Genomic DNA, 1817 nt, shown 5'->3' on the forward strand with positions numbered 1-1817 from the left:
TACACTAACTTGCGCTACTGTTAACCCATAAGTCCAGGCAGATATACCAATAAATAGCAATATTCCTCGAAGTATATGAATATTTAAATTATTAGTTTTTAAAATATCTTTACCGTAATAAAAAATTAATGGTAACAGAGTCAAAGCACTGAATAAAAACCTAAAAAAAGAGATTTCAAAGCTATGTAGTCTCATTCCAGTATATTTTGAAATTATGTCATTTAGTACACTACTAAGTAAACTTAGTATAAACCAAAAAACACCTATGAAATATGTTTGTAGCTTTAAGGTTGTAACAATTTTAATCATTTGTAAAAGTTAAGTTTGATCTGAAAGGCAATAAGTTAATTATGGTACCATTTTGAAAATCAATACTTGCCCCTTTAAGGACTTCGGTTGTCTTGTCAACTATTTTTAGGCAATGCCTAAATTTTTCTACTTCCCTTGCAAATGTTTCATTATCAAGAAAACTTAACATAGAACCTCATTAACCAAACTAAAAACATCTTAATTATCATGAGATTACAAGTCAATCACTTTTTGCATAACGCTTTAATATTCCGCTTACTTGTTGATCACTGTCAAGCCACCTAAAAACTATAGCTAACCAAGATAAGGTTTACCTGATTTTTGAAAAATAAAATCAATAGCAGCGTTAATATTTGGCGAAAAAATTGGCAGTATTTTTCTGATGGCGTGTTTTATGGCAAACCAAAATTTCTCAATTGGATTCAAATCCGGAGAATATGGCGGCAAAAACAGTACTTTACACCCTACATTTCCAATCAATTTTCTGATTTTTACGGACTTGTGAAAGCTTGCATTGTCAAGAATTATAGTTTGCCCAGGCTTTAATGTTGGCACTAAAATTTTTTCAACATATGCTTCAAAAAGCTCACTGTTGCAATATCCCTCAAATGCACATGGAGCGCCAACTTTTCCATCATTTAGGGCTCCAATAATACTAATTCTTTTTTTCTTAAATGCATGCTTTTCTGCAAATAATCTCTTGCCTTTAGGGGCCCATCCGTACGCATAAAACTCGTTGTCATCAATACCAGATTCGTCTATAAATACCAGATTTTCTTCCTTTATTTCAGCTACTTTTGCTGTGAATTCTTTACGCTTTTTTTCATCTCTCTCTTGATAAAGGAAGGTTTTTTTTATATGTGTAGCCAGCTTTTTTTAGATAATTATATGCTGTTTCTTTGCACATATTGCCAAATTTTTCAATTATTTTATCAGTCGTAACATCTTGATTATCTTGTAGAAATTTGAAAAAACTGCCCATATCTTTAATCTTGCTCCTATGACCTGTTTGATAACCAGATGCTGGCTTTATGCTTCCAGTTTCCTCCCTTCTTTTTCGCCATAAATATATTGTTTTTATACTGAGTTTAAATGTTTCACCAATTTTTTTCATAGACATTTTTTTCTCGTCAATAATCTTAAAAACACGTTCTCGCAAGTCCTCGCTGTATGGTTTGGGCATTTTTTACTCCATCTATTTATTCTTCAATCTACCATCTTACCATAAATTTTGTCTAGGTAAACCTTATCTTAGTTAGCTATAACAATTTTTCCTGCTTTCGTATGCGAAAATCATGCTCGATGTGATCTTGAAACTGACAACACTTTCTTCGATCGGTTTTTATGGTCGTTGTTTTCTTTTTGCCAGAGTAACTTTTTTTACGTTTTTTGCTGTCTTTTGGTCGCTGTATCGGCTGTGCTGTAACATCTGCTAAAAATCCTTTCGGGCGTTAAGGTTCTATCCTTTTTTATGCTAATTTTTTTTGCCAACAATGGCTCCATTTTCT

4 protein-coding genes and 1 pseudogene are annotated in these 1817 nt (G+C 32.4%); all 5 read right to left on the reverse strand.

Going from position 1 to position 1817, the window contains the following annotated elements; translation table 11 throughout:
• Positions 1-309 (reverse strand): EamA family transporter (locus IC220_RS07325; RefSeq protein WP_188153768.1); only part of this gene is annotated, 309 nt, incomplete at its 3' end.
• The gene (locus tag IC220_RS07330; protein WP_188153769.1) at positions 302-478 is read right to left on the reverse strand and encodes a hypothetical protein; all 177 of its coding nucleotides are present in this window, start codon (positions 476-478) and stop codon (positions 302-304) included. The genes IC220_RS07325 and IC220_RS07330, both read right to left, overlap by 8 nt.
• Positions 479-603: 125 nt before the next feature.
• Positions 604-1179 (reverse strand): IS630 family transposase, encoded by a 576-nt coding sequence (locus tag IC220_RS07335; protein WP_188153771.1) that lies wholly within the window; start codon positions 1177-1179, stop codon positions 604-606.
• Positions 1133-1492 (reverse strand): helix-turn-helix domain-containing protein, encoded by a 360-nt coding sequence (locus tag IC220_RS07340; RefSeq protein ID WP_188153770.1) that lies wholly within the window; start codon positions 1490-1492, stop codon positions 1133-1135. The genes IC220_RS07335 and IC220_RS07340 overlap by 47 nt, the downstream gene beginning before the upstream one ends.
• 79 nt (positions 1493-1571) lie before the next feature.
• Positions 1572-1817, reverse strand: a pseudogene (locus tag IC220_RS07345) (IS5/IS1182 family transposase); the annotation flags it as partial.

It is taken from the genome of Wolbachia endosymbiont of Pentalonia nigronervosa, from assembly GCF_014534705.1.
Classification (GTDB): domain Bacteria; phylum Pseudomonadota; class Alphaproteobacteria; order Rickettsiales; family Anaplasmataceae; genus Wolbachia.

What these genes read in the sequence shown, in the direction of transcription:
- IC220_RS07330 (WP_188153769.1), bottom strand. Translation starts at nt 478, where the DNA reads ATGTTAAGTTTTCTTGATAATGAAACATTTGCAAGGGAAGTAGAAAAA.
- IC220_RS07340 (WP_188153770.1), bottom strand. Translation starts at nt 1,492, where the DNA reads ATGCCCAAACCATACAGCGAGGACTTGCGAGAACGTGTTTTTAAGATT.